At 74.8% G+C, this 20659-nt stretch carries 15 protein-coding genes and 3 tRNA genes; 9 read left to right on the forward strand and 9 right to left on the reverse strand.

Features of this window, described 5'->3' with window-relative positions; translation table 11 throughout:
- Positions 1–26: 26 nt before the first annotated feature.
- The 4 genes from FH609_RS21710 to FH609_RS21725 all read right to left on the reverse strand — a co-directional run bounded on the left by FH609_RS21710 (position 27) and on the right by FH609_RS21725 (position 5672).
- Positions 27–1049, reverse strand: coding sequence for a hemolysin family protein (locus FH609_RS21710; protein WP_139670187.1), 1023 nt, complete (start codon positions 1047–1049; stop codon positions 27–29).
- Positions 1046–2458 carry a hemolysin family protein gene (locus FH609_RS21715; RefSeq protein ID WP_139670189.1) on the reverse strand — a complete coding sequence of 471 codons (1413 nt, stop codon included), beginning with the start codon at positions 2456–2458 and terminating at the stop codon, positions 1046–1048. The genes FH609_RS21710 and FH609_RS21715 overlap by 4 nt, the downstream gene beginning before the upstream one ends.
- Positions 2459–2665: 207 nt before the next feature.
- Positions 2666–4078, reverse strand: coding sequence for an aminopeptidase P family protein (locus FH609_RS21720; RefSeq protein ID WP_226961876.1), 1413 nt, complete (start codon positions 4076–4078; stop codon positions 2666–2668).
- A gap of 208 nt (positions 4079–4286) precedes the next feature.
- Complete coding sequence (locus FH609_RS21725) at positions 4287–5672, reverse strand: PP2C family protein-serine/threonine phosphatase (protein ID WP_319789615.1); 1386 nt, start codon at positions 5670–5672, stop codon at positions 4287–4289.
- 533 nt (positions 5673–6205) lie between these two features.
- On the opposite strand from FH609_RS21725, the gene FH609_RS21730 reads away from it, so the two are divergent.
- Complete coding sequence (locus FH609_RS21730; RefSeq protein WP_139670195.1) at positions 6206–6913, forward strand: bifunctional DNA primase/polymerase; 708 nt, start codon at positions 6206–6208, stop codon at positions 6911–6913.
- Between the two features lie 294 nt (positions 6914–7207).
- On the opposite strand, the gene FH609_RS21735 is transcribed toward FH609_RS21730, so the two are convergent.
- The 3 genes from FH609_RS21735 to FH609_RS21745 all read right to left on the reverse strand — a co-directional run bounded on the left by FH609_RS21735 (position 7208) and on the right by FH609_RS21745 (position 9736).
- On the reverse strand, positions 7208–8185 hold the full coding sequence (locus FH609_RS21735; RefSeq protein WP_139670197.1) for a DUF5926 family protein: 978 nt from the start codon (positions 8183–8185) through the stop codon (positions 7208–7210).
- Positions 8186–8232: 47 nt separating this feature from the next.
- Positions 8233–8862: an ATP-binding protein gene (locus FH609_RS21740; RefSeq protein ID WP_319789616.1), complete on the reverse strand. Its 630-nt coding sequence runs from the start codon at positions 8860–8862 to the stop codon at positions 8233–8235.
- A gap of 70 nt (positions 8863–8932) precedes the next feature.
- Complete coding sequence (locus FH609_RS21745) at positions 8933–9736, reverse strand: glycerophosphodiester phosphodiesterase family protein (RefSeq protein ID WP_139670199.1); 804 nt, start codon at positions 9734–9736, stop codon at positions 8933–8935.
- A gap of 164 nt (positions 9737–9900) precedes the next feature.
- Between FH609_RS21745 and FH609_RS21750 the strand changes: the two genes are divergently transcribed.
- From FH609_RS21750 to FH609_RS21775, 6 genes are all read left to right on the forward strand, one after another.
- Positions 9901–11469: a S1C family serine protease gene (locus FH609_RS21750; protein WP_139670201.1), complete on the forward strand. Its 1569-nt coding sequence runs from the start codon at positions 9901–9903 to the stop codon at positions 11467–11469.
- A 44-nt stretch (positions 11470–11513) separates the two neighbouring features.
- Positions 11514–11601: transfer RNA gene (locus FH609_RS21755), tRNA-Ser, on the forward strand.
- 1166 nt (positions 11602–12767) lie between these two features.
- The gene (locus FH609_RS21760; protein ID WP_139670203.1) at positions 12768–13358 is read left to right on the forward strand and encodes a sigma-70 family RNA polymerase sigma factor; all 591 of its coding nucleotides are present in this window, start codon (positions 12768–12770) and stop codon (positions 13356–13358) included.
- Complete coding sequence (locus tag FH609_RS21765) at positions 13355–14062, forward strand: hypothetical protein (RefSeq protein WP_139670205.1); 708 nt, start codon at positions 13355–13357, stop codon at positions 14060–14062. The genes FH609_RS21760 and FH609_RS21765 overlap by 4 nt, the downstream gene beginning before the upstream one ends.
- A gap of 164 nt (positions 14063–14226) precedes the next feature.
- The gene (locus tag FH609_RS21770) at positions 14227–14514 is read left to right on the forward strand and encodes a hypothetical protein (RefSeq protein WP_122399910.1); all 288 of its coding nucleotides are present in this window, start codon (positions 14227–14229) and stop codon (positions 14512–14514) included.
- A 355-nt stretch (positions 14515–14869) separates the two neighbouring features.
- Positions 14870–15466, forward strand: a complete 597-nt coding sequence (locus FH609_RS21775; RefSeq protein ID WP_139670207.1) for a SigE family RNA polymerase sigma factor — start codon at positions 14870–14872, stop codon at positions 15464–15466.
- A 128-nt stretch (positions 15467–15594) separates the two neighbouring features.
- On the opposite strand, the gene FH609_RS21780 is transcribed toward FH609_RS21775, so the two are convergent.
- Positions 15595–19395, reverse strand: coding sequence for a PAS domain-containing protein (locus tag FH609_RS21780; RefSeq protein WP_139670209.1), 3801 nt, complete (start codon positions 19393–19395; stop codon positions 15595–15597).
- Between the two features lie 115 nt (positions 19396–19510).
- On the reverse strand, positions 19511–20014 hold the full coding sequence (locus FH609_RS21785) for an SSI family serine proteinase inhibitor (RefSeq protein ID WP_139670211.1): 504 nt from the start codon (positions 20012–20014) through the stop codon (positions 19511–19513).
- A gap of 204 nt (positions 20015–20218) precedes the next feature.
- On the opposite strand from FH609_RS21785, the gene FH609_RS21790 reads away from it, so the two are divergent.
- Both FH609_RS21790 and FH609_RS21795 read left to right on the forward strand, forming a co-directional pair.
- Positions 20219–20308, forward strand: a tRNA-Ser gene (locus FH609_RS21790).
- A gap of 177 nt (positions 20309–20485) precedes the next feature.
- Positions 20486–20558 (forward strand) — tRNA-Arg (locus FH609_RS21795).
- The last annotated feature ends 101 nt before the right edge of the window (positions 20559–20659 follow it).

The raw sequence follows: 20659 nt of genomic DNA on the forward strand, positions 1-20659 counted from the left end.
GCGCCTCTGTAGGGGCGGCGGGCGCGTCAGCCCGCCGGCTGCGGCGCCATCAGGCGCACCAGCAGGTCGTCCAGGCTGATCAGCCCGGTCAACCGGCCCTCGGCGTCCCGCACCACCGCCAGCGAGGCCCGGCGCTGCCGCAGCTGCTCCACCGCGAAGTCCACGGTGTCGTCGGCGGTCAACTCCGGTACCGGCCGGGCCAGTTCGCCGGCGGTCACCCGCTGGCCCCTGGCCCTGGCCACCACCGCGTCCCTGGCGTGCACCGAGCCGACGACCCGCTCGCCGTCGGCGACCAGCAGCCGGGTGTGGTCGCTGGCCGACGCGGCGGCCAGGATCGTCTCGACCGGCGCCGACGAGGGCACCGAGACGATCTCCCGCGCCGGCACCTGGAAGGCGCCGACCGGCGACTGCGGCTCGGTCAACGAGCGCGTGATCAGCCCCGAGTCCGCCTCGCTGATCAGCCCCAGCCGCTGCGACTCGGAGACCAGGTGCGTCAGCTGCTCCCGGTCGTGGACGCTGGTCAGCTCCTCGCGCGGGGTGACCCGGCAGAGCCGGACCAGCCCGTTGCTGATCTTGTTCAGCACCCAGATCAGCGGCCGCACCGCCCGCACCAGCGCGCGGAACGCCGGCGCCAGCAGCATCGCCGAGCGCTCGGGGTGGGAGATGGCCCACGACTTGGGCGCCATCTCGCCGACCACCATGTGGAGGAAGACCACCACGAACATGGCGAAGAGGAACGCGATGCCGTAGGACAGCCCGCTCGGCAGGCCCAGGTCGTGCAGCACCGGGTCCACCTCGTGCGAGATGGCCGGCTTGGAGATGCTGCCCAGCCCCAACGTGCAGGCGGTGATGCCCAGTTGGGCGCCCGCCAGCATCAGCGACAGCTCGTGCATCCCGGCCAGCGCCGCCTTGGCGCCGCGCCGGCCCTCGGCGATCGCCGTCTCCACCCGGTGCCGCCGCGCCGCCACCAGGGCGAACTCGGCGGCGACGAAGAAGCCGCTGCCGATCAGCAGCACCACCGTGACCAGGGCGGCCATTCCGGGGCTCATGACGGCTGCCCCTCTCGCTCACGCTCGGGCGCCGGCACGCCGGCCACCTCCGCCGCGACCCCGGACGCCCCGACGGCCTCCGCCGTCTCGGGCTCCGGCTCGGCCACCGACTGCTCCAGGCGTATCCGCGCGGGAACCCTGCGGTCCAGCGCCAGCACCTCCAACGTCGCCAGCCGGCCGTCGTCCAGCGTCACCTCGATCCGGTCCCCCACCTCGGGGAACCGGCCGCAGTGCTCGATCACCAGGCCGGCCACCGTCTCGAACGACTCGTCCTCGGGCAGCGGTATCCCGGTGGCCTCGGCCACCTCGTCCACCCGGCGGCCCGCGTCGACCAGCCAGCCGGTGCCGTCCCGCACCGCCAGCTCCTCGACCAGGTCGCTCTCGTCGGCGATCTCGCCCACCAGCTCCTCGGCGATGTCCTCCAGGGTGACGATGCCGGCGAGCCCGCCGTACTCGTCGAGCACCACGGCGAACTCCTCGCCCGCGGCCTGCATCTGCTCCATCGCGCCGGGCAGCGGCAGGGTGTCGGGCAGCAGCACCGCCCGCCTGGCCAGCGCGCCGGCCGTGCGACGGGCGATCCGCTCCGGGGTCAGCCGCATCAGCTCGCGCACCCCGACCACGCCCACGATGTCGTCGATCCGGTCGCCGATCACCAGGTAGTGCGAGTGCCCGTGGTCCCTGATCAGCTCCACCACCTGCGCTGCGGGCGCGGTGGCGCGCACCGAGTTCACCTCGACGCGGGGCACCATGACCTCGGCCAGGGTCCGCTCCGAGAACTCCAGCGCGTGATCGAGCAGTTCGGCCGTCGCGCGCGGCAGCTGGCCGTGCTCGTGGGACTCGTCGATCAGATGGCCCAGCTCCTCCAGGGTCGCCCCGTGGTGCAGCTCCTCCACCGGCTCGATGCCGACCCGGCGCAGCAGCCGGTTGGCCGAGGCGTCGAAGACGCGGATCAGCGGCCCGGCGACCCGCAGATAGGCGAGCGTCGAGGCGGCCAGGCTCTTGGCCAGCCGCTCCGGCACCGCCAGCGCCAGGTTCTTCGGGGCCAGCTCGCCCAGCACCATCTGGATGGCGGTGGCCAGGGCGAAGGCCAGCGCCAACGCCACGCCGCTGACGGCGGCGTCCGGCAGGCCGAAGCCGCCCAGCAGCGGGCTGAGCAGTGCGGCGAGGGCGGGCTCGGCGAGGAAACCGACGATCAGGCCGGTCACGGTGATCCCGAGCTGTGCTCCGGAGAGCATGAACGACAGCCGCTCCTGGACCTTCATGGCCCGGGCGGCCCGTTTGTCGCCAGCGGCCGCCTCGCGGGCGAGGGCCAGCCGGTCGGCCGCCACGTAGGCGAACTCCTGGGCGACGAAGTATCCGGTACCCGCCGTCAACACCAGGACGGCGAGAAGACCGAGTGCGGCACTCAACTGACACCACCTCGCCGTGTGCCGCGATGTCTCAGATGCGGGCGAGGTGGTCCGGGACTATGCCCGTCGGGGTCCGTCGGTTGGGCGGACACAGCTCTCCTTTCGAAGGGGGATGCCACGGTCAACGCGTGGGCGCGCGCCCGTGTTCCCAGGCTGTACCCCAAATGGCCCCCTTGACACCTGGGGGCCGACTTGGGTGGGTCTCGCTCATCCGCGCAGCTCGGCCATCCACACCTCGACCTCTGCGGAGGTGCGGGGCAGGGCGGCGGAGAGGTTCACGTTGCCGTCCTCGGTGACCAGGATGTCGTCCTCGATGCGGACGCCGATGCCCCGGTACGCCTCGGGCACGGTCAGGTCGTCGGGCTGGAAGTACAGGCCGGGCTCCACGGTCAGGCACATGCCCGGCTCCAGCGTGCCCTCGACATAGCTCTCCCGGCGGGCTGCCGCGCAGTCGTGGACGTCGAGCCCCAGCATGTGGCCGGTGCCGTGCAGCGTCCAGCGGCGCTGGAGGCCCAGTTCGAGAACGCGTTCCACCGGCCCCTCGACCAGGCCCCACTCCACCAGCCGCTCGGTGAGCACCCGCTGGGCCGCCTCGTGGAAGTCCCGGTACTTGGCGCCCGGGCGCACGGCCGCGATGCCGGCCTCCTGGGCGTCGTAGACCGCGTCGTAGATCTTCCGCTGGAGTTCGGTGAACCGGCCGCTGATCGGCAGGGTGCGGGTGACGTCCGCCGTGTACAGCTCCGTGGTCTCCACGCCGGCGTCCAGCAGGAGCAGGTCGCCGTCGCGGACGGGGCCGTCGTTGCGCACCCAGTGCAGGGTGGTGGCGTGCGGGCCGGCCGCGCAGATCGAGCCGTAGCCGACGTCGTTGCCCTCGACCCTGGCTCTCAGGAAGAACGTTCCCTCGATGTAGCGCTCCGAGGTGGCCTTCGCGCGGTCCAGCACCCGCACCACGTCCTCGAAGCCGCGCGCGGTGGCCTCGCAGGCGTGCCGCAGCTGGGCGATCTCGAAGCCGTCCTTGACCAGCCGCATCTCGGAGAGGAAGACCCGCAGCTCCTCGTCCCGCTCGGCGGTGACCTTGTCGGTAAGCGCGGCCTCGACGCCGCCGTCGTGCCCGCGCACCTGGCGGACCGGGCCCGTGGCGCCCTTCAGCAGCTCGGGAACGGTGCGCACGTCGGCGACCGGCAGGCCGTGCAGCCGCTCGGCCTCGGTCAGGCTGTCGCGCCGGCCGACCCACAGCTCGCCCTGGCCGCTCAGCCAGAACTCGCCGTTCTCCCGGTCGGAGCGCGGCAGCAGATAGAGGGTGGCCTGGTGCCCGCTCTCGCCGGTCGGCTCCAGGATCAGCACGCCGTCCTCGGTCTGGTTCCCCGTGAGGTAGACGTACTCGACGGAGGCGCGGAACGGGTAGTCGGTGTCGTTGGAGCGGGTCTTCAGCCGGCCGGCCGGGATGACCAGCCGCTCGCCGGGGAAGCGGGCCGACAGCGCGGCGCGGCGCCTGGCGGTGTGCTCGGCCTGCGGGATCGGGGAGAGGTCGCGGCGCTCGGTGTCCGCCCAGCCCTGCTTCATGTTCTCGGCCAGCTCGTCCGAGATCGCGGGGGTGACGCCGTTCTTCCGTTCCTTGATCGGCTTCTCCGCCGTCTCGGCGGCGCCCTCGGTGGGTGCCTGTGCCGCCTCCGGCTCCTCGCCGGTCGTCGGCTCGGTGCTCGCCGCCTGCTCTTCCGCCACCTCGGGCCTCCTTCGCGGCCGTCCCGCGCCCGCGCTCGCGCGCGCTGTTCGATACTGGCCGGTTTCCATCGTAGGTCGCCCACCCCCGGCCGCGACAGCGTGGTGGTCAGTGGAATCGGGCCGCCAGCAGCACGACGTCCCCGTGGCCGCCGCCCGCCCCCGGCCCGCCCGCCCCGCTCGCGCCGGGCGCGGGCAGCGCGGTCAGCAGGTGGTCGACCAGCGCCTCGGGATCGGCGCGGACGGCGGGCGGAGCGGCGAGGGCGGCGGCCCGCAGCCCGGCGAAGGCCGCGTCCAGCGGGCCGCCGGCCCGGCGGAGCAGCCCCTCGCTGTACAGCAGGACCGTTTCGCCGTGCCCCAGCTCCAGCTCCACGCTGGGCGCCTCCCAGCAGGCCAGCATGTTCAGCGGCGCGGAGAGGGTGGTGTCCACATAGGTCGCGCGCCCCCCGGCGAGCAGCAGCGGCGGCGGGTGCCCGGCGGAGGCGAGAACCAGCCGGCGGGCGGCGGGCTCGGCGTAGCCGAAGAGCGCGGTGGCCGGGCGGCCCGGCTCGGTCAGCCGCAGCAGCAGCTCCAGGTCGGAGAGGACGGCCACCGGGTCCTCGCCCTCCATCACGGCGTAGGCCCGCAGCCCCGCGCGCAGCCGGCCCATCGCGGCGAGCGCGGCCGGGCCCGCGTCGGACGAGGCGCCGACGGCCAGGCCGAGGCCGCCGTCCGGCAGCGGCAGCGCGTCCCAGCAGACCGGGCCGCCGCCCGGCGCGCTGGACTCCCGCGCGGCCAGGGTGACCCCGGCCATCCTGGGCAGCCGCCCCGGCAGCAGCCCGTCCCGCACCGTGGCCAGCGCCTCGTTCGCCCGGGCCAGCTCCTGGCGGCCGGCGATGTGCCGGGCGGCGTGCCGCAGATAGTGGCCCAGCAGGCGCCGTTGCCTGGGCTCCGGCTGGCCCGGCCGGTCGAACAGCCAGAGCGCGGCGCCGAACGGGGCGGCGGCCTCGGCGGTGAGCGGCAGCGCGTAGCTGGCCGAGCAGCCCAGCCGGGCGGCCACCGCCCGGTGGCGCGGGTGGAGCGTCTCGGTCCGCGCGATGTCGTGGTGGCCGATCTCCCGGTCGGGCTCGCCGGCGGCCCCGACCGCCTCGTCGAGCAGCCGGGCGTGGCAGGCGGAGACGCGGGGGACCGTCTCCCACTGGCCCAGCTCGGCCCGGTCCAGGCCGAGGCCGAGCAGCCGCTCGCCGCCGCCGGGCCGGCCGTCCTCCGGCTGGCCCCGCAGGGCCAACAGCCCACGGCGCGCGCCCAACAGGCGTGCGCCGGCGCGCAGGGTCTCCTCGACCGCCTCCCGGAGCGTGCCGGTGCGCCCAATACGCTCGGTGAGCGCCTGGAGGGCGGTGAGGTCGGAGATCCAGCCGGCCAGTCGGTCCTCGGGAGGGCCGGGGCGGGGCACCGGCTCGGCGGGGCGGGCGTCGGAGCGCCCTTCGGGGAACGGGGGCCCGGGAGTGTGCGACACCGGGGCGAGCGGGGGCTGGATTCCAGCCACTTTCGGCGACGGTGGCGAGGGAGGCGACGGTGGGGTGCTCATGTGTGGGGGCTTTCGTCGGGGCGCGCGTTCCGCGCCACCGTCGCGAGTCCCCGCTGACGCCTGGTCGGAGGGCCTGGCCCAGGTGCACGCGGCGCGGACGAGATGTCCGCCTGTGTCCTGCCGTGTTGGATGATGCCCAGGTGCCCCCGGGGTTCGGCGCGCGACAGGCCGAGCCGTGATCGGTTTGGCAAGAACTGGCGGAGATTGGCGGAGATTGGCGAGAAACAGCGGGCGCACGCTCCGTCGCGCGATCCACTGAGACGACCCCACCCGAACGTCGAGTTGAACGGCCGGGGTGCATACTGGGTACATATCGGAACGGATCGTTGAGTTCCGTCGTCCTACCGAAAGAAGGCGGCCAGGGCGAGGGCCCCCCGCCGGTCGCCCACGCGACCCGCTACGTACGGTGATCTGAGTTCCACGTGAGGCCGAGTGACCCGCGAAGGAAGGGACGAGCGCTGATGCGCGAGATCCTCGGAGAGCGACGCACCGACGACGACAACAACGGCCTGGGCGGGCACGCCCGTTGGGCCGACCTCGGCTGGGCCGCGCGCGAGGCCGCGCTGGCCGCCGCCGCGCGCGGCTGGCCGGTGCTCCCCGGGGTGGGCGCCACCCCCGACGGCGCCTGCCGCTGTGCCCGGCCGGACTGCCCGGTGCCGGGCGCCCACCCCGACGACCCCGAACTGCTGGCGGCCACGGCCGATCCCCGCATGACGCGCTGGCGGTGGACCACCCGCCCCGCGGCGCCCATCCTGCTGGCCACCGGGGGCCGCGCGCCCTGCGCGGTGAGCCTGCCGGCGGTCGCCGGGCCCGAGGCGCTGGCCGCGCTCGACCGAGCCGGCCTCGGCGGCGGCCCGGTGGTGGCCACGCCCACCCGCTGGGCGCTGCTCGTGCGCCCTTACGAGCTGCCGGAGTTGGGGGAGTTGCTCTACCTCCAGGACGAGGTGCCCAGCTCGTTGCGGTTCCACGGCCACGGTGGCTATCTGCCGCTGCCGCCGTCCGAGCTGGGCCGTGGCCCGGTGGCCTGGGTCCGCGAGCCGGCGCGCGCCGGCTCGGCGGCCGGCTCCTCGGCCGGCGCCGGCGTGCTGCCCGGCGTGGCCGAGCTGATCGAGGTGTTGGTCGACGCCGGGCGGAGCGCCCCCGACCAGGGCAGCCGGCTGGCGTACTGAGCCGGGCGGTCGGGGATCGCGCGCGGCGCGCGGACCTGTCGGGAGCCGAACGAGCGGCGGCCGGCGGCCGATCAGGCGGCCGGGCCCGGGCGTTCGCCGGGAGGCCGACACGGAACCGGGACAGAAGAGGACCCGATCGCTGGCGACGGGGGATGCACCAGCGACCGGGCCCACTTGAGAAGGTAACAAGTCATCGGGGATTCGCAAATCCCGCGATGGCGACCTCAGGGCCTAACTCGCGATATCCGGGGCGAGTTGTGACTGGAATCACTCGTGTGGGCGCGGCGTCGCGCGTCAGTTCAACGTGATCTGACGGTTGGTGAGACCGCTCCTCGCGCGCCGCTCGGCGGCCGTCAGCGGCGACCGCGTCGCCAGCGCCTCGGCCAGCCGTTCGCCGAACGCCGCCGCCGGCTTCTCGCACTCCTCGGCGCCCATCGCGCTCGGCAGGTCCCACACCGGAACGGTCAGCCCGTGCGCGCGGAACGAGCCCACCAGCCGGGTCTCCTCGCCCAACGAGGAGGCGCCCGCCGCGTGCAGCCGCGCCAGCGCGTCCAACAGCTCGTCCTCCGGGTGCGCCATCACCCACCGCAGGTGGTTGCGCTCCGGGGTCTGGCACCAGTAGGCCGCGTCCACGCCGGTCAGCCGGGCGGTGGGTGTCGCCGCCTCGTTGGCGCGCTCCAGCGAGGCGGCGACCTCGGGGGTGGCCGCCTCGGCGTTGTCCAGCCAGAACTCGAAGCCCTCCCGCACCTCGGGCACGAACGGCGCTTCGAGGTCCAACAGGTCCTGGAGCCTCGGCCCCTGGGGGTCGGTGCGGCCGGCGGGGACCGGGTTGCCAGGATCGGTGGTCAGCGCCCGGCCGAGGACCTCGGCGAGGTCCCGGCTGAGGTCGCCGGTCGCGGTGTCGTTCTGGATGGCCAGCAGCACCGAGCCGTCGTCGCGGCGCAGCGCGGGCCAGGCCATGGGGAGCACGGTGCCGAGGGTGACGGACGGCACGTCGGCCGGCAGCCCGTCCCTGAGGACCAGCGGCGCGGTCGCCGCCGGAACCAGCTCGCGCAGCGCGACCCAGTCGCATTCGCCCGGCAGTCCCTCGAAGGGCCGGCGGACCAACTCGGTGGCGGCCTGGGCGGCGGCTCGGCCGTGACATGCCTTGTACCGGCGGCCCGAGCCACAGGGGCACGGCTCCCGCGCGCCCACGACGGGGATCTCGCCCGAGGTGGTGTCGGGCCTGGTCGCGGCGGCGTTCTGGGGGCGGGGTCGGCGCTTCTTCGCCATGACGGACGGCTCTCCTGCGTGCGTTGGGCTCTGGTCGTCCGGCGAGCCTAGCCGCCCGGCGCCGCCAGGACCGCCCACACGGTGACCGCCGAACCCGCGCCGGTCTCCCGCACGCCCCAGGAGCGGCAGAGCGAGGTGATGATGGTGAGCCCCCGGCCGCCGCGCGCGGTCACCGAGGGGGAGCTGAGTCGGGGCCTGGTGGGGCCGCCGCCGTCGGTGACGGAAATGGTGAGCGAGCCGTCGGCCGCCTGACACCAGTCCGCCCTGATCGACTGCCCGCCGTCCAACGGGCGCGCATGTCGGTAGGAATTACTGAGGAGTTCGGAAAGGATCAACGTCGCATCATCGATGATCGTTTCCTCGGCGCCATTCTCCCGCAATTCCGATCGCAATCGTCGTCGTGCGATCCCCACGCCGGTAGGGCCGTGGAGCACCGCCATTGACGACGTCCTTGGCACTTGCTGTGTGACCACGAACGCCACCCCCGGAACCTCCTTTTGCCCCACGCCACAGGATCGATGCCCTGCGGGAACACACCGGAAACCGGCCAGGTGAGATCCGTTGACGTACTCGTAATGATCGGATACGAAGCGAATGCGCCGGGGCACGCGGGGTAAGAACGGCGGATCAAGGAGACGCCCGTTCATAGGCGTTCGCTGGCGTTCATCGTTGTTCATCGTCGTTCATTGCGGCACTTTGGGTTTACCGCGGGGTTGTCTGGGGTCGTGTCTCTTCGGGCGCCCGGGTTCAGCCGAGTTCGGCGAGCTGTTCCCTGACGGTGCGCGGGCGGTTGGTGATGATGGCGTCGACGCCCAACTCGGCGCAGAGTTCCACGTCTTCGGGACGATCCACGGTCCACACGTGCACCCGGTGCCCGGCCGCCCTGGCCCGCGCGACATACCCCGGGTCCCGGCGCAGCATCCGCACGCTCGGCCCCGCGATCGCGACCCCGGCCGGCAGCCGGCCGCCCCGGTGGCGCGGCAGCGCGAAGTGCATCAGGAAGACCGTCGGCAGGCCGGGCGCCGCCCGGTGCACCCGGTGCAGCGAGCGCGCCGAGAAGCTCATCACCCGCACCTCGCCCGGCACCGGGTGGCGGTCCAGCAGCGCGAGCAGCCGTTCCTCCACCTGCCCCGCCCAGCGGGTGGGGTGCTTGGTCTCGATCGCCAGGTCGACCGGCCGGTCCGCCGAGGCCACCAGGCGCAGCAGCCGCTCCAGGGTGAGCACCGCGCTCCGCTCCGGGTCCACGGTGTCCGGCGCCTCCCCGCCCGGGCCCCCGGCGACGGGCCGGCCGGCCGCGAAGTCCAACTCGGCCAGCTCCGCCAACTCCAGCGCCGAGACGGCCCCCCGGCCGTTGGACGTCCGGTTGACGCGGCGGTCGTGCACGCAGACCAGATGGCCGTCGGCGGTCAGCCGCACATCGCACTCCAGGCCGTCAGCGCCGTCCTCGATCGCCCGACGGTAGGCGGCGAGGCTGTGCTCGGGGGCGTCCTCCGACGCCCCCCGATGGGCGATGACGGCGATGCGCCGAGGGTCGGCTCTCACCCGCGCCATGGTGTCATGGACGGGAAGGAACCGAACGCGGAACGGAACGGCGCCGAAGGGCACGGAGGGACCCGGTCGTTTACGCCCGTCTGACAGGGCATGGGCAAGACTGCGGTCACACGCTGCCCGAGGCAGCGATCCGCGTTTTCGTCAGACGCCCCTAGGAGAGTGCAGTGAGCACCGAGCACGAAGGTCCCGGCAGGCCGGACGGGCCGGCGGACGGTGCGCCGGAGCAGGTGGCCCGGTCGGTGGGAGAGCGGCCGACCGCCGCGCCGCCGCCCGCCGCGCCCGCTCCTCCCCAGCCGCCGGCCGGCAGCCCTCCCCTCCCGACCGCCGCCCCCGCGGGGCCGCCGCCCCACGCCCCCGGCGGCCCGGCCCCGCAGGGCCCCACGACCCAGCAGTTCCCCTCCCCCGCGACGCCGGCCTCCGCGACGCCCGCGTCCTCGACCCCAGCCGCCGGGACGCACGCGCCCCCGCCGCCCAGTCAGGCGAGCACCGAGGGCGCCGGCATCCCCTCACCCGGCCCCGGCTCCGGCTCCGGCCCCGGCCCCGGCACCGGCCCCGGCTATGCCGCGCCGCCCCCGCCGGCCACCGGCTCCTGGGCCTTCCCGCCGCAGCCCCCCGAGCCCAGGCGCCGGAGGAACGGGCTGCTGATCGGCGTCGTCGTGGCCACCCTGGTCGCCGGCGGCATCGGCGGCGGCGTCGGGTACCTGGTCGCCGACGAGACGGCCGGGGACAGCTCGTCCGAGGCGGCCAGCTCCCCCGGCGGGGAGCCGCCGGCCAGGGAGCCCGAGTCCGTCGCCGGGATAGCGGAGGCGGCGCTCCCCAGCGTGGTCACCATCGAGGCGGCCAACGGCGCCGAGTCGGCGGGTGGCACCGGCTTCGTCTACGACGAGGAGGGCCACATCATGACCAACAACCATGTGGTGGCGGCCGCCGCCGACGGGGGCGACGTCTCGGTCACCTTCTCCGACGGCCAGAGCTACGAGGCCGAGGTCGTCGGCCGGGCCGAGGGGTACGACGTCGCCGTGATGCGCCTGATCGACGCGGGCGACCGGGAGTTGGAGCCGCTGCCGATCGGCGACTCCGACCAGGTCGCGGTCGGCGACGCCACGGTCGCGATCGGCGCCCCGTTCGGCCTCTCCGGCACGGTCACCACCGGCATCGTCAGCGCGAAGGACCGGCCGGTGGCCTCCAGCGACGGCCAGAGCGGCAACGCCTCCTATATGAACGCCCTCCAGACCGACGCCTCGATCAACCCGGGGAACTCGGGCGGCCCCCTGCTCAACGGCAACGGCGAGGTCATCGGGGTCAACTCGGCGATCCGCTCCACCACCGGCGGCCTCGGCGGCGAGGCCGGCAGCGTGGGCCTGGGCTTCGCGATCCCGATCAACCAGGCCACCCGCGTCGCCGCCGACCTGATGGAGCACGGCGAGGCGGTCTACCCGATCATCGGCGCCTCGGTGGACAGCGGCTCGACCGACCAGGGCGGCGCCAAGATCGTCGAGGCCACCAACGACGGCAGCGAGCCGGTCACCCCCGGCGGCCCGGCCGCCGAGGCGGGCCTCCAGCCGGGCGACGTGATCGTCCGCTTCGGGGACCGCGTGATCGACAGCGGTCCCACCCTGATCAGCCAGATCTGGACCTACCAGCCGGGCGAGTCCGTGGAGGTGACCTACCAGCGCGACGGCCAGGAGGAAACGACCACGATCGTCCTGGGTCAGCGCGTGGGAGAGCAGTGACAAACCGCTAGGCTGTCCGGGTGCGTTGGGCGACCAACGCTCCGGGAGGCTTGCCCGAGCGGCCGAAGGGAACGGTCTTGAAAACCGTCGTGGCGTAACCCGTCACCGTGGGTTCAAATCCCACAGCCTCCGCACGGACAACGAAACAGCAGATCGCAGCGGCCCCCGGGGACACCGGGGGCCGCTGCTTTCTCTTCGACGGAGCGACCGTGGCCGCGCGTGCCGCGCGGAGCGCGCGGCACGGGCTTCGGCCGGCGGTCACGCTCCACGACAAGGTTCGGGAGACCGAGCCTGACGCGGAGAAGGAGCGGGGTCCGGTCTTTCGCGGCGGTCCGCCCGACTCGTGGACGGGGCGCTCCGCCCCGGCGACTCGCGCGGAGCGCGGCTTCCGCCGGCGCCTCGCCGACTCCCACCCCCGGCGCGGGCCGGTGCCCGGGCGCGGAGCCCGTTCCCCGGTCGCCCGCGCGGCTAGCGCACCGCCGGTGCTCGGCGCGTGGCCAGGGCTGGTCAGCGCGCGCTCGCCGAGTCCGACCCCCGGGGCGCGCGCCGCCCCCGGCGCAGGGGCCGTTCCCGGGTGGCCTGCGCGGCCAGCGTACCGTGGCCAGCGCGCCGCCGGCGCGCGCCCACCCGGGCGCGGCCGCGTTCCCTGATGGCCTGCGCACCGTCGGCGCCCGGCGCGTGGCCCAGGCTGGTCAGCGCTTGCTCGCCGACTCCCGCCCCGGGCGCGGGCCACCCCCGGCGGGGGCCCGTTCCCCGGTGGCCCGCGCGGCCAGCGCGCCGTGGCCAGCGCGCCGCCGGCGCGCATGCGCCTCGCGAGCGCCCGCCCACCCGCGCGGGGCGCGTTCCCCGAAGGCCGCGCGGCCAGCGCCCCGCGCCCCGCGCAACGACCGCGTGCGCCGGGGGAGTTCGGGCGGGGCCCGGCCGCCGGGTGCCGTGACCGATGCCACGCGGGGTGGCCTGCTTTCGGGTTGGCAGCCCGGGGCGGGGACCGCTAGCCTCCTTGACGTTCGGGTAGACGATTCGAGGCTCCGGTAGCTCAGCACAACGACGTCGGAGCGTCCGGAACGGCGGGCAGGCGTCCGTTCGTTCCACGGGCACCGGTGGCGGGTCGAGCCCATCCAGGGGCGCACGCCGGCGGTTCGTTCCCGGGACGTGGCCTCGGCTCCCCGACACGACGACGAGAGGACCCGGAGGTCCGTGAACGCATCGCGCGCTCCCCACGCAGGCCCGACCCCGACGGCGCCGACCGCGCCCCGGTCGGGCGCCCGCCGTCACCGACGCCCCGGGAGGAGCCACCGATGACCGAGCCCGTTCTCCCACGCCGCGCGGGCGTCGCGCCGCTCGCCCCGCTCCCCGCCGACTTCCGCGCCTTCCACCAGATGTACCGGCCCGCCTATGTGCGCTGGGCCGAGCTGTACCTGGGCAACCGGGAGCACGCCGAGGAGGCCGTCGACCACGCCTTCGAGCAGCTGGCCGCCGACTGGGCCGAGGCGCTGCGCGTGGACAGCCCCGCCGGCTTCGCCTGGGCCGCGTTCAAGCGCCACATCGTCGAGGCCGCCAGGGTCAGGGGGCGCCGCCCCGTGGTCATGGACACCGCCGCCTTCGAGACCGAGTCGCTGCACAACGCGGTTGACCCGATAGGCGAGTTGGAGGAGAGCCTCAGCCTGTACCAGGCGATCAGCGAACTCCCCGAGCGGCAGCACGACGTGATCGTCCTCCGCTACTGCATCGGCTACAGCACCGAGGAGACGGCCGACATCCTGGGCCTGACCGTGCCGGGCGTCCGTTCCACCGCGCGCTACGCCAGACACCGGCTCAAGGAGACACTGGGGATCGAGCCCACGGAGGGCGGCGAGCGGAGCCAACGGGAGGAGGTCGGGGAACTGTGACGGTGACCATCGAGCAGCTCCTCGCCCGCGCCGTCCTGGCCCGCAGGCCCCACACCTACAGCCAGCAGGAGATCGAGGCGGCCGAGCAGCGCATCGCGGCCGGGATCGGCGTCTGCGCGCACCGGGAGAACGGCCTCGGCGGCGGCCCGCCGCCGGACTGTCCCACCGAGTCGTCCGGGGTGGCCGGCGAGGCGGAGGCCCGTTCGCTGCTGGAGATCCTCTGTCGCACCGTCGTCGAGCAGAACGGCGCCCTCCAGCACATGGGGGCGCTCCTCGGGCGGCGCATTCCGCAGCCGGACGGCGCGCGGGTGCTGGGATGCGCCCTCCAGTTGGCCGGGCAGGAGGAGTCGGCGCGCTTCTGGTGGCAGTTCGCCGCCGGAGCGGGCGACGGGGCCGCCGCCTACTGCCTCTATCTGCACCACCTCACCCTCGGGGAGGAGTGGGAGGCCGAGCTGTGGCACCGCCAGGCCGACCCCGCCCACCACCCGCACCCCGACGAGGACGAGCTGCCGGACGGCAGCAGCCCCGGCCTCGTGCTGCGGGTCCTCGCCCTCCTCCACCGCGGCGAGGACTACCTCACCGAGGCCGCCTCGGCCGTCATCCACTACCTCCCGGACGCGGTGCAGTTCGTCGACGAGATCGAACTCCCGCTCCCCACGGCCGACTTCGCGCAGCGAATCGAAGAACTGACCGCCACCGGCTGAACGTTTGGTCCGCCGGCCTCCCTCCTGCGGGGGAATCCCTCCGTCATCCGGGTTCTCCCGGACCACCGTGGGCAACTCTGGTCTCGCGACGTCGTGATCCGTCCGAAGGCAGTCAGGCCAACTGCCGCGCCAGAGCACCGCACCGCGTCCCATGGAGGAACCAGATGGCAAGCATCCGCACCGCCCGCGTTCTCGCCACCCTTGCCGCCACGCCGCTTCTGCTCGGTGCCGTCAGCGGGGTCGCCCACGCCGTCGACGACAACGCGATCGCCGGCAGCGTCGCGAGTGGCGTCGGAGACGACAACAACGGCAACTACTCGGGCACCCAACAGGCGGCGTCCGGTCTCGGCGCGAGCAACGAGAGCAACACGGTGAACGTGAACGAGTCGGCCTTCACCTTCGTCGACCAGTCGGACAACACGTACTACACGCTGGTCTTCGACGTCTTCTAGGCCGCTGCTCCATCGGCGGGCCCCGGCCGGCCGTCGGCGGCGTCCGGGGTGCGTCGTCGGTGGCCGGTCGGTGGGGCGGCCGGTGGCCGAGTGGTTCGGCGCGCGGGCGCACCTTCGGGTGCGTCCGCGCGCTGGTGTGTTCGCGCGCCCGTGTGGGCCGGGCCTGCGGCACGGCGCCCCGGCAGGCAACCCCCCGGTGGTATCAGGTGAATCCCTGAGCCGCCCTGAGGGTAGGGAGGAGATCCCCTCCACCCTGGGGAGGTGGAGCCAGCCCCACTTCTACACCCTGGGAGGGAGAAGTCATCGAGACCTGGGGCCGATCCGCTGCGGGGCGAAGTCTCCTAGTTTGTAGGACATGACCACGCCCAGGACAGTCCAGCCGGTCACGCCGCTGACGTTCACCTCCTATGTGCGGGCCCGTGGCCCGGTGCTGCTGCGCACCGCCCGTTCGCTCACCTCCAACCCCAGCGACGCCGAGGACCTGCTCCAGACCGCGCTCACCAAGACCTATCTGGCCTGGGAGCGGATCGAGGACCACCGGGCGCTGGACGGCTACGTTCGCCGTGCCCTGGTCAACACGCGCACCTCGCAGTGGCGCAAGCGCCGGGTCGACGAGTACGCGGTGGACGAGCTGCCCGAGCCGGACCCGCTGCCGCAGCCCGACCCGGCGGAGCAGCAGGCCGTGCGCGACGCGATGTGGCAGGCCGTGCTGCGGCTGCCCGCGCGCCAGCGGGCCATGGTCGTCCTCAGGTACTACGAGGACATGAGCGAGGCCGCCACCGCCGAGCTGCTCGGCGTCTCCGTCGGCACCGTGAAGTCCGCCGTCTCCCGGGCGCTCGCGAAGCTGCGCGAGGACCAGGAGCTGGCGGAGGTCACCAGGGCCGAGGGCCCGGAGTCGGTCGCCGCCGGCCAGGTGGCGCCGAGCCGCGACGGCCAGGCGATGGCCGCCTGAGGCCGAAGCGCCGCTCGGCTCCTGCTCCCGTCCCGCTCCTCGCGGCTCCCGCGCCTGCCGGCTCCTGCCGGGCGACCGCTCGCACCGCTGGCGTACCAACTCCCGTCAGCGCGCGCCGATCGTGGTCGTCAGTGCGCGCCGATCTTGGTCAGCAGATCCACGATCTTGGCCTGCACCTCCGGCTGGGTCGAGCGCTCGGCCAGGAACAGCACCGTCTCGCCCGAGGCCAGCTGCGGCAACTGCGCCGGGTCCATGTCCGCCGCCGTGTAGACCACGAACGGGGTGCGGTTGAGCAGCCCGTTGACCCGCAGCCAGTCGATGATGCCGGCCCGCCGCCTGCGCACCTGGTGCAGGTCCATGACCACCAGGTTGGGCCGCAGTTGGGCCGCCAGCTCCATCGCCGCCGCGTCCGAGGGCGCGTGCGCCGCCCGCATCCCGCGCCGCTCCAGCGAGGCGGCCAGCGCGTCGGCGATCACCTGCCGCTCCTCCACCAGCAGCACCCTGGGCGGATGCTGCTCGCTGTCCCTGGGCGCCAGCGCCTTCAGCAGCACCGCCGGGTCGGCGCCATAGGCCGCGTCCCGGCTCGCCTGCCCCAGGCCGGCCGTCACCAGCACCGGCACCTCGGCCGCCACCGCTGCGGCACGCAACGACTGGAGCGCCGTCCTGGTGATCGGGCCGGTGAGCGGGTCGACGAAGAGCGCGGCCGGGTACGCCGCGATCTGCGCGTCCACCTCCTCGCGGGAGTGGACGATCACCGGCCGGTAGCCACGGTCGGTCAACGCCTGCTGGGTCGAGACGTCGGGCTCGGGCCAGACCAGCAGTCGGCGCGGGTTGTCCAGCGGCTCGGGCGGCAACTCGTCGTCCGCCGGGCCCTGTTGACGGAGCGCGCCGCCACCGCGTTCGCCCTGCGCCTCGGTGACCTCGACCGCGCCGTTGGGGCCGTCCAACGGTTCCGGTCCCTCGGCCGTGCCGGCCGCCGGCGCGCTGATCGCGTACTCGCGGCCGCGCCCCTGGGACTCGGCGGGCGTCACGGGCGCCGGCGAGGCGCCGGCGGCGGCCGGCCGGTTCAGGCGGGGATCGTTGTCGTCCGGGGGCGCGGCCAGCTTGCGGCGCCGGGTCGGAGCCTGCTGCTGGACCGGCCTGGCCGGCGTCTCCTGGCGGGGCTGCGGTCGGCCGCCGCCCCTGACCTGCGGGGGCACCGGAACGCCCTGCCCCAACGTCTGCACGCTCACGCCGGGGGCGCGCTGCTCGGGGCGCGCGCGCTCGCTACCCGGCATGGGGAGGGGGCGCGGGCGCCGGGGCGCGGGCGCCGGCGCCATGGTGCCGTCCAGGATGGGGCTGGCCGCCACCACCGAGTGTTCGACGGGCGTCGGCTCCTCGGCCGTCCCCTGCTCTCCCGGACCCTGGTCGGCCTCCGCCGGCTCCTCGTGCGGCTGGCCCTGGGGCGCCGGGCCCTGGGGCGGCTGCGCCGCCGGGGGCATCGGCGCCTGGGGCGCGCCGGGCGCCTGCGCCTGCGCCTGCGCCTGCGGAACCGGGCCGTAGACCGGCGGCTCCTGGCCGGGAACCTGCTCGAACTCGGCCGGCCCCTGCGGCGGTTGGGGCTGCGGGGCCTGGCCCAGCGACGGCTGGCCGGCCGGCCCCTGAACGGGCTGGCCCTGCTGAACGGGCTGCCCCTGGACGGGCCGCCCCTGCTGAACGGGGGGCGGCGCGGGGGCGGTCAGCTCGTAGGAGGTGGCGGCGGGGTCGGGCTGCGGGCCGAACGGTGCCGGCGCGGGGCCGGGCGCGGGGGCCTGGTTGGGCGCCGGTCGGTGCGCTGCCGCGCCCCTGGTCGGCAACGCGGGCCGGCCGTCCGCGCCCCCCTGCGGTCCCTGCGGCGCCGGCTGTTCGGGCTGCGGCTGCGGACCGTGCTGCGGCTGCGCCGCCGGCCCGTCCTGCACCGGTCCCGGCCCGAGCGCGATCGGCTCACCCGGTCCGGGCGCCGGCTGCCCGCCCTCGGGCGGCAGCGCCCTGCGCCGCCGCCCCGTGGGCTGCGGCGGCTCGACGGCCGGCGCCAACTGGCCGGCGGCCGACGGGTCCTCGGCCGGCGCCAGGGCCCGCCGCCGTCGACCGTTGCCGGTGCCCGTGCCCGTGCCCGTGCCCGTGCCGCCGGCGGGCGTCGACTGGTCAACGGCCGGTGCCACCGCCGTGCCGGGGGGCGTGGGCTGCTCCGGCGCGCGCCGCCGGCGGCGCCCCGTCGGGGTGTGCGGAACGGGCTCGACGGCGCCGGCCCGCGCCCGTTCCCCGGCCGGACCACGTCCGTCGCCCTGGCCGTGCCCGCCGGTCCCGTCGCCTCCGCTGGCCTCGTCGCTTCCGTTGCCGGCGGGGCCGGTGCCGCGCGCCGGCTCGGCCGGCACCGGCATCACCGTGGTGTCCCCGCTGGCGTCCCTGGCCCCGCCCGGGGCCAGCGCGGGCGCCGTGCCGCCGCCGGCGGCCAGCGGAACCTCCAACACATAGGCGGACGCCCCGCCCTGCCCCGGCATTTCATGGGTCTGGAGGACCCCGCCGTGCTGCCGGACGATGCCGCGCACGATCGGCTCGTGCACCGGGTTCCCGCCGGGGTAGGGGCCACGGACCTCGATCCGCACGACCTCGCCGCGTTGCGCCGCCGCGACCACAATGGTCGAGTCCCCGACCGTTGCCGTCGGAGCCTGCCCGGTCGCGTCCACTCCGGCCACATCCGCGATCAGATGGGCCAACGCCTGCGCCAACCGGCCCGGGTCCACCTCGGCCTCGATCGGGGGGGCGTGCACCGCGAACTGCGCGCGCCCCGGGCCGATCAGCTCCGTCGCGCCCTCGACGCCGGCCGCCACCACCGTGTCCAACGAGACCCGCTTGAGCGCCAGCTTCTCCCGGCCCTCGTCCAGCCGTTGGTACGCCAACACGTTGTCCACCAGCGTGGTCATCCGGGCGTAGCCGGCGGCCAGATGGTGCAGCACCTGGTTGGCCTCCGGCCACAGCTGGCCCGCCGGATCGGCCGCCAGGGCGGAAAGCTCCCCGCGCAACTGGTCGAGCGGGCCGCGCAGCCCGTCGCGGAGCACCGACAGCAGCTGGGTGTGACGGGCGGCCAGGGAGTCGTAGGGACGGCGGTCGAGGAACGTCAGCACGGCGCCGACCAGTTGGTCGCCGTCGCGCACCGGCGCCGTCGTCATGTTCACCGGGACCGGGCGGCCGTCGCTGGTCCACAGCACCTGGCCGCGCACCCGGTGCTTCCGGCCTGAGATCAGGGTGTCGTGGAGCGGCGTCTCCTCGAAGGCCAACGGCGTGCCGTCCGCCCGCGAATGGTGCGCCAACGGGTGCAGCAACTGCCCGCCCAGCTGACTCGCCCGGTGCCCGAGGACCTGCGCGGCGGCCGGGTTGACCAGCACGATCCGCCCGGCGGTGTCGACGCCTACCACGCCCTCGGAGGCGGCGCGCAGGATCATCTCGGTCTGACGTTGCTGCCGGACCAGCTCGGCCTCGGTATCGAGGGTGCCGGTGAGATCGCGTACCACCAGTACCAAAAGCTCCTCGCCCGCGTGGTCGTCGGCGAACGCGGCCTCGATGGCCGAAGCATACGGAGTGCGCTCGGAGTTGAGGCCGGCGCTCGTCACCTCGACCTGCAACTCGGTGCCGTCGGTGCGCCGCGCCACCATCCGGGTGGGCTTCGTCCTGACGCTCGGGTCCTCCTCGGGGCGGCGCATGGAGCCCGGGATTCTGCGTGGGTCGAAGTCGGGCACGATGTCCAACAGCCCGCGCCCGACGAGTGGAGCGCCCGGGACCTCAAGGGTCTCGATCGCGATGGCGTTCGCGTTGACGACGGTGCCGTTGCCGTTCACCAGCAACAGCGCGTCAGGCAGCGCGTCGAGTATGGCGGCGAGGCGAGCAGCGCCCCTCGCTGGCCTGCTGCTCACGACGTCGGTTCCTCCCTTGACCCACGTTTTCCTGGTGCACGTACCCCGTGCGTGTCGATAGGGGGAGTCTACGGCCCGCCGCGAGCCGCGCGGAGGGGCCGGGGAGAGTCACCCCTCAGGCGGCCCCCGACCCGCCGTCCGACCCGACGCCCGGCAGCACCGGGACCAAGCGGTCCCACCTGCTGATCTCGCAGCCGTTGTCCCGGTTGAACTCCGCGTCCACCCGCTCGCCCCGCCACTGGCCTGTGACCCGGGCGGTGGCGGGGCCGCCGTAGAGGAAGGTGCACACGGTGCCCTCGGCGACGGAGGCGAACGGGGCGTCCAACTCCCCCAGCCTGGCGCAGGCTTCGGCGGCCTCGGGGTGGGTGCCGCCGGCGGGGGCGCACGTGAGTTCAAAGGTGCCGTCGGCCTCGCCGGCGCCCGAGACCGTGATCAGCAGGCGGTCGGCGGGGGTGGGGGCCCAGGGCGACCCGCCCGGGTGAGCGGCCGCGGGCCCGGCCGCCGCGGGCCCGGCCGCCGCGGGCCCGGCCGCCGCGGGCCCGGCCGCGGCGACGGCGGCGAAGGAGGCGGCGACCAGGGCAGTGGCCAGGGCGAGAGGGGCGAGGGACCTGCGCGACATGGGAACGCTCCTGAGACATCGAGTGCGGTGTGGGCATCGGTGGGGCACCGGGCAAGGCGTGCTCCGCACTGCTAACGCTCCCGGGCGCCGCACGTTGCGCAACTCGACGCGAGCGGTCGGCCCCCGTAAGGTGGCGACCGATTGGCTGCGGCCGTTCGGGCTGTGGCATCATTTCCTCGCACCCGGCTCTCGGCCGTGGTGCCAGGAGGCTTCGCCTAGTCTGGTCTATGGCGCCGCACTGCTAATGCGGTTTGGGGTAACCCCCCATCCCGGGTTCAAATCCCGGAGCCTCCGCCGCAACGTTCTCCCACCAGCCCCGGTCCCCGACCGGGGCTGGTGCCTTTCCACGCCCGTTCCGTCGTTCCCGCAGGTCAGAGGCCATCCCCCGGGCCCTTCCAGGAACGATTTCGCCCCCGGGCCGCCCATCCTGTAACGTATCCCTCGCCGGAACGGGCTCCCCGAGCCCGCCGAGCGCTCGTAGCTTAACGGATAGAGCATCTGACTACGGATCAGAAGGTTGCAGGTTCGAATCCTGCCGAGCGCGCAGTGTGTAAGTGTTGCGAGAGCCCCCGTCGGGTCACCGACGGGGGCTCTCGCGTGGCGGCGCGGGGCCGCCCGTTGACCGCGACTGGGCGTCGCTCCAGG

It is taken from the genome of Streptomyces sp. 3MP-14, from assembly GCF_006334905.2.
Taxonomy (GTDB): domain Bacteria; phylum Actinomycetota; class Actinomycetes; order Streptomycetales; family Streptomycetaceae; genus Streptomyces; species Streptomyces triticirhizae.